Origin of the sequence: Rhizobium sp. WYCCWR 11146, from assembly GCF_013591995.1 — a bacterium.
Classification (GTDB): Bacteria; Pseudomonadota; Alphaproteobacteria; order Rhizobiales; family Rhizobiaceae; genus Rhizobium; species Rhizobium indicum.
Genome location: NZ_JACCEY010000032.1, coordinates 1 through 5,940, shown reverse-complemented (window position 1 = coordinate 5,940; position 5,940 = coordinate 1). Strand labels below are relative to the sequence as shown.

The window sequence follows — 5,940 nt, the reverse complement described above, 5'->3', positions numbered from 1 at the left end:
CCTGTCGCTTTCTGCTGCCACGGTTTCATTGAAGGAGGAAATCCCAGCACTCCTGTGCTGGCATTGGCATGAGCTGATGGGCATTCTCCAACCATAAAAGGGGAATGCGATGACTATCATAATAATCAGCGCGATTCTTTGTATCGCGGTCCGCCCCGATGACATCCCAAAAACGTGAAGCGATGCGGAAGATCGTTGTAGCAGTGCAATAGGGACCGCCATCAGAACCAAGGAATGATAAGGCAATGAAGGTAACTGCATCGTATCCCCACGGTGACGGCCGTCTTGTGATGTGAAGCCGAACATTGGAAGTCCTGGTGGTAGCACTGGGAGTAGTCCTATGACGAAGCAGCATATTGAGGTGATCACGTCGGTCGAGCGTCGACGCGTTGTCTCGGATGTGGCGCGCTCGGCCGGGATTCATGTCAGTCAGCTATTCCGGTGGCGCAAAGAGCTCTGCCAAATGTCAGCGCCGTCCCTGCCGCCATTTGTCCCGATTGAGGTCGTGACGGCATTGCCACCACCCGATCCCGTGGAACCGGCACCACGGGCGCGCAAGAAGACAAGTATCGTGACGATCGAGCTTGGCCGCGGCCGGCGCATCCGAGTGGACAGCGATGTTGATACTGAGGCGCTCGGGCGGATCTTGGATGTTGTGGAGCGGCGATGATCCCGGTTCCGAACGGTGTGAAGGTGTGGCTGGCGACGGGCTATACGGACATGCGGCGGGGATTTCCTGGCCGGTCGCTGATGGATACGGCCGATCGGCTTCCCGACGACCTTGCCAGCGCGCATGCGATGATCCTCGCCGAGCGCGCGGCACGCCGTGAAGCCGAGGCCGTTGCTGCCCGTGCCCAGGCGGTGAACTCACATTCGGATGCGCTGATTGCCCGGCTGAGGCTGGAGATCGAGAAGCTCAGGCGCGACATCCACGGCAGCCACTCGGACCGGAAAAGTGAGCGCTATGCCCGTGAAGGCATCGACCTCAGCCTCTCGACGCTTGCCGACCAGGTTGGCGCTTGCACCGCGGTCTTGAAGTCGCTGCATGGCTTGATCGAAACGCATGTGCTGGCCGCCGAGCGTCTGCATGGCGATGACACGACCGCGCCGATCCTGGCGAAGGGCAAGACCGATACCGGGCGCATATGGACCGATGTCCGGGATGATCGGCCGTTCGGCGGAACATCACCGCCAGCAGCTCTCTATTATGTCTCGCGCGATCGGCGGCAAGAACACCCGGAACGGCATCCGAAGACCTTCACCGGCATTCTGCAGGCTGATGCCTATGGTGGCTACAATCCGCTGTTCAAGGCGGAGCGCCATTGCGGTCCGCTGACCCAGGCATTGTGCTGGTCGCATTCGCGTCGCAAGTTCTTCGTGCTTGCCGACATCGCTACCAACGCCAAACGGGGAAGAACGCGACGCCGATCTCGCCGATGGCGCTCGAGGCCCTGAAACGGATCGATGCCCTGTTCGATATCGAGCGTGACATCAATGGTCTCGCTGCAAGCGAAAGACTGGCGCGATGTCAGCGGGACAGCCGTCGTCTTGTCGAAGAGCTTGAGGCTTGGATGCGGGCCGAGCGGACAAAGCTGTCGCGCAGTTCACCGGTCGCCGAGCCAATCGACTACATGCTAAAGCGCTGGGAGGGCTTCACGTCCTTCCTGGACGACGGTCGGATCTGCCTGACCAACAATTCCGCCGAACGCGCTCTGCGCGGCTTCGCTCTTGGCAGGAAGTCGTGGCTGTTTGCGGGTTCCGATCGTGGTGCCGATCGCGCGGCCTTCATGGCGACGATGATCATGACCGCCAAGCTCAACGATATCGATCCGCACGCATGGCTTGCCGATGTCCTGGCACGAATTGCTGGCATGCCGACAACAAAGCTTGCAGAGTTGCTGCCGTGGAATTGGACAGGTCCGCGTCCTATGATGGCGTTGGCATCATGACCGTCGATCGCATCGCCAGGCTACATATCCAACTCGAGGATATCGACCCTTTGATCTGGCGCAGGGTCGAGGTTCCATTCACGATGAGCTTGAAGGGGCTCCACGATGTCATTCAGGCCGTGATGCTGTTCGAGGATTATCATCTGTTCGAGTTCGAGGCTGGTGGGCGGTGTTACGATGTGCCGGATCCAGAAGACCTCTATGAACGCAAAACCTTCGCGTTCGCAACGTCCGCATCGCGGCACTCATCGAGCGTGGGATCGTGACCTTTAGCAACACCTATGACTTTGGTGATAACTGGCGGCACACTATCACGGTCGAGGCAGTGGAGGATGGAAACCCCAGCATCGAATATCCGCGCTTCATCGATGGTGAGCGCGGAGCGTCGCCGGAAGTAGGTCTGACCGGTCTGGTTACTATTCTCACCACTCCCAGCTCAATATGTAGGCGGCGTGGTCGCGCTGAGAATTCCGCTCTGTCGGTCATCGACGTCGCGGAAGCGGTGAGGCAGACGGCTATCGAAATAATAGCCGCCGCCTTGCTGGGCAAAATGAGAAACTGACCCCCTAACGAAATCAAGAATGCAGGACGGAGATTTGCTTCAGGCTGATGATGTGGTGGCAATGTTGCGGCTGCATGAGCTTGGTTGGGGCGCCAAGCGATTATCGAAGGAATTCGGCTGCGCCCGGAATACGGTTCGGCGATATCTGCGAGAGGGCGGCGTAGCGCCTTTCAAAAAAACCGGTTCGCCGGACGGCTTTCGATGGACTTGATGATTGGCTGCGCGAGCGTTTCTTCCGGCACGATGGCAACGCAGACGTGATCCGCAAGGAGCTGGCGGCCGAGCACGGCATCATCATCGGCCTGCGCTCAGTGGAATTGAAGGTTCGACATTGGCGGCGAGAATTGAAAGCTCAAAAACGTGCGACAGTCCGCTTTGAGACGGCTCCCGGCCATCAAATGCAGATCGACTTTGGGGACACGAAGGTATGGATCGGCGGCGAGCGCGTTCGCATCCATGTCTTCGTCGCAACGCTAGCTTACTCGCGGCGTTTGCATAAGCGGATGGAAGGCGCTTTCCTAATCGACAATGCGAAGGCGCTCGTCGAGCATCATGATGCGGCGACACGAGAAGTGAGGTCCAACGAGCGTCTACATACCTTTGCTCGATATTGGGGCTTCACACCACGGGCTTGCGCGCCCTCTAGAGCACGTACGAAGGCAAGGACGAGCGCGGTGTCGGCTACGTCAAGAAGAACGCGATCGCTGGTCGCCACTTCGAGAGCTGGGCCGCATTCGAGGCGCATCTGGATCGGTGGACGCGAGAGGTTGCCGATCAACGCGAACATGGCACCTCCGGCATCAAACCGGCAGACCGTTTTGTCGATGAGGCCAAGGCGCTACGCCCACTGGCAGGTCGGGCATGCTTCCATACGTCTTCCATGAAGGCAGACGCGCTATCGCATGACTATCGTCATGCCCGAGAGGGCGATATCAGCCAAAAATTCTAGCATGAAATCGCCGCCGATACCGACAAAAGCCATCAGACTGCGCCGCCAATCACAAATTCAACGATATTTCGAGCCTTCCAGATGTTCGCCGGATTTTGCGGGACGGTTTCAACCACATTGAAGATCAAAGGGACCGCAATTTTTCAACTACTTCGTTTGCAACCTGACGCATCACACCCACAAAAAGATCGGCGTGAGTGGATCTCAGTGCCTTGGCCGGTCTCCACAGATTCAGTTGGTACGGCACAGGCACACTAAAGCGACGCAGGGCAACGCCTTTCGCGGCATAGTGGGAAGCTGTCAAAGGATTGACGATGGAGACGCCAACTCCGGAAGCGACCATCGAGCAGACGCCTGTGGCCGTCGTTGCTTCCACGCAATATCTTCGAGAGATGCCCTCGGCCTCGAAGATCAGATCGATCTTACGGCGGTACGGATCCTCTTGAGCGAAGTAGACGAAATCAGTGCCTTGGAAATCCTTCGGCTCCAACGCGCTCTTGGACGTAAGGGCATGGTTGCGAGGAAGCACGCATACGACTTCACCAACATCGATGGTTTCCGTGGTCGCATTATCGGCTTCGAAGCTCCCTTCCGTCAAACCTATGTCGAACATCTGGGTGGTCAGATCGTGCCGCAGTTGAACTTCCTCGAGAGAATGTATCGATAGATGGACTTGCGATCGACTTTTCAGGAAACGTTCTGCGACCAATGGTAGGAACGCCTCGGCATAGGCGGGAAGGCTCGCGATCCTCAAGTGAGCCGCGTTATGTTGCTTAATAGCTAATGCAACGCGGCTGATTTCCTGCATCCCCACGAAAGACCGGCTTACGGCGGAGTGAAGAAGTAGAGCTTGATTGGTCGGAGAAAGGCGCTTGCCGAAGCGATTGAAAAGTTCGAAGCCGAGATAGGCTTCAAGCTCCCGAAGCTCTCTGCTAACCGTCGGCTGCGAGGTGCCGAGCGTCTCCGCGGCAGCAGTAGTGCTCTTGTAGATCATCACAGCATTGAAAATTTCAATCTGACGCTGACTCAGTCGCATGAAGCCCACCTCCTATATATCACGAATGAATTAGAGGTGATCAAATTAGTATTTTGTCACGTTTTTGTCATCTGCAAAGATCAGATCAAGGAATTGCTAATAATGCGAGACGCAGATGACACTTCTGAACGAAAATGAACGCGCAGCACGATCGTCAGCGCTCCACCACGACAGCGTTTCTTATGAGAATGGTCAACTGTTTATCGAAGAGATGTCGGTTGGCAAAATAGCCGATGCAATTCCAACACCGTTCTACTGCTACAGCGCCTTTACGATCACCAACGCCTACCGACTATTGGCCGACAAGCTCGGCGCGTCACGAACTCTGATCTGTTTTGCCGTCAAAGCGAATAGCAACGTTTCAGTGCTGCGACTGCTCTCGGGTCTAGGTTGCGGTATGGACATTGTATCAGGGGGCGAGTTGGAGAGGGCGTTCGCCGCCGGCGCGCCGCCGTCCAAGATTGTTTTTTCCGGCGTCGGCAAAACCCGAGCGGAGATTTCTCGCGCCTTGGAGGTCGGCATCCATCAGATCAATGTCGAATCGCCCGCCGAGCTCGATGTAATCCGCGACATCGCTCGATCGCTCGGTCGTAGGGCGCCTATCGCCTTCCGGGTAAATCCCGACGTCGATGCAAAAACCCACGCGAAAATTAGCACAGGGAAAAAAGGAGACAAGTTCGGAATTCCGCTGGAGGAAATCCCGGAATTGTACGCGAGGGCCGAAGCTTCGGCCGAACTCGATGTGGTTGGTCTTGCTGTGCACATTGGATCACAACTCCTAGACCTGTCGCCTTACCGGGTAGCGTACGAACGGCTCGCGGACCTGGTCAAGGCACTACGGTCTTGCGGTCACCTAGTACGGCGCCTCGACTTGGGAGGTGGCTTGGGAATCTCCTACGATTTCGGAGCCGGGCCTGATGTCGGTGCGTACGCGAAGATTATCGAGGAAGCGTTCAATGACATTGATTGCGAACTCACCGTCGAACCCGGTCGGTGGCTTGTCGGACCGGCGGGCTTGCTGGTCACCGAAGTGCTATATGTGAAGAATACTGGCAATATGGCGACCGTCATCGTTGATGCCGCCATGAACGATCTCATGCGACCCTCGCTCTATAGCGCCATCCATCCGGTACTTCCGCTACAAGATATCAACGGTGGCGACTCTTCAACGTATCAGTTGGTCGGTCCTGTCTGCGAAACTTCCGATGTGTTCGGAAACTATGAAGGCCTACCCAAGCTTCGGGCGGGGGCTCGACTCGCATTCGGGTGCGCAGGCGCCTACGGGGCATCGATGGCTTCTACCTATAATTCCAGAGATCTGATCGCCGAAGTCCTTGTCGATGGCGCCCGGTTCCGGGTCATTCGGCGTCGCCAGACGATCGAGGACCTTCTCACCCTCGAGGTGGAGAGGCCTTGGCAGGCCTCCAATACCTACGCTGACGCA

Annotated in this window: 6 protein-coding genes and 2 pseudogenes; 6 read left to right on the top strand and 2 right to left on the bottom strand. The window is 57.0% G+C overall.

Features of this window, described 5'->3' with window-relative positions; translation table 11 throughout:
- The coding region (locus tag HX899_RS34870; RefSeq protein ID WP_210273850.1) for a hypothetical protein at positions 1-306 on the bottom strand (306 nt) is incomplete at its 3' end.
- A gap of 34 nt (positions 307-340) precedes the next feature.
- Between HX899_RS34870 and HX899_RS26595 the strand changes: the two genes are divergently transcribed.
- The 5 genes and pseudogenes from HX899_RS26595 to HX899_RS26580 form a co-directional block, all read left to right on the top strand.
- On the top strand, positions 341-670 hold the full coding sequence (locus HX899_RS26595) for a transposase (RefSeq protein ID WP_127431680.1): 330 nt from the start codon (positions 341-343) through the stop codon (positions 668-670).
- A gap of 263 nt (positions 671-933) precedes the next feature.
- Positions 934-1,949: pseudogene (gene tnpC / locus HX899_RS26590) on the top strand (IS66 family transposase); the annotation flags it as partial.
- Entirely contained in the window at positions 1,946-2,215 is a 270-nt protein-coding gene (locus HX899_RS35480; protein ID WP_280178104.1) for a plasmid pRiA4b ORF-3 family protein, read from the top strand. The pseudogene tnpC and the gene HX899_RS35480, both read left to right, overlap by 4 nt.
- Complete coding sequence (locus HX899_RS35695) at positions 2,212-2,511, top strand: IS1096 element passenger TnpR family protein (RefSeq protein ID WP_280178103.1); 300 nt, start codon at positions 2,212-2,214, stop codon at positions 2,509-2,511. Before HX899_RS35480 ends, HX899_RS35695 begins: the two co-directional genes overlap by 4 nt.
- Before the next feature lie 19 nt (positions 2,512-2,530).
- Positions 2,531-3,379, top strand: a pseudogene (locus tag HX899_RS26580) (transposase); the annotation flags it as partial.
- Positions 3,380-3,584: 205 nt separating this feature from the next.
- On the opposite strand, the gene HX899_RS26575 reads toward HX899_RS26580, so the two are convergent.
- Positions 3,585-4,496, bottom strand: a complete 912-nt coding sequence (locus HX899_RS26575) for a LysR family transcriptional regulator (RefSeq protein ID WP_127431679.1) — start codon at positions 4,494-4,496, stop codon at positions 3,585-3,587.
- Between the two features lie 115 nt (positions 4,497-4,611).
- Here HX899_RS26575 and lysA point away from each other — a divergent pair.
- Positions 4,612-5,940: diaminopimelate decarboxylase (gene lysA, locus HX899_RS26570; RefSeq protein WP_181293785.1), on the top strand; the 1,329-nt coding region annotated here is incomplete at its 3' end.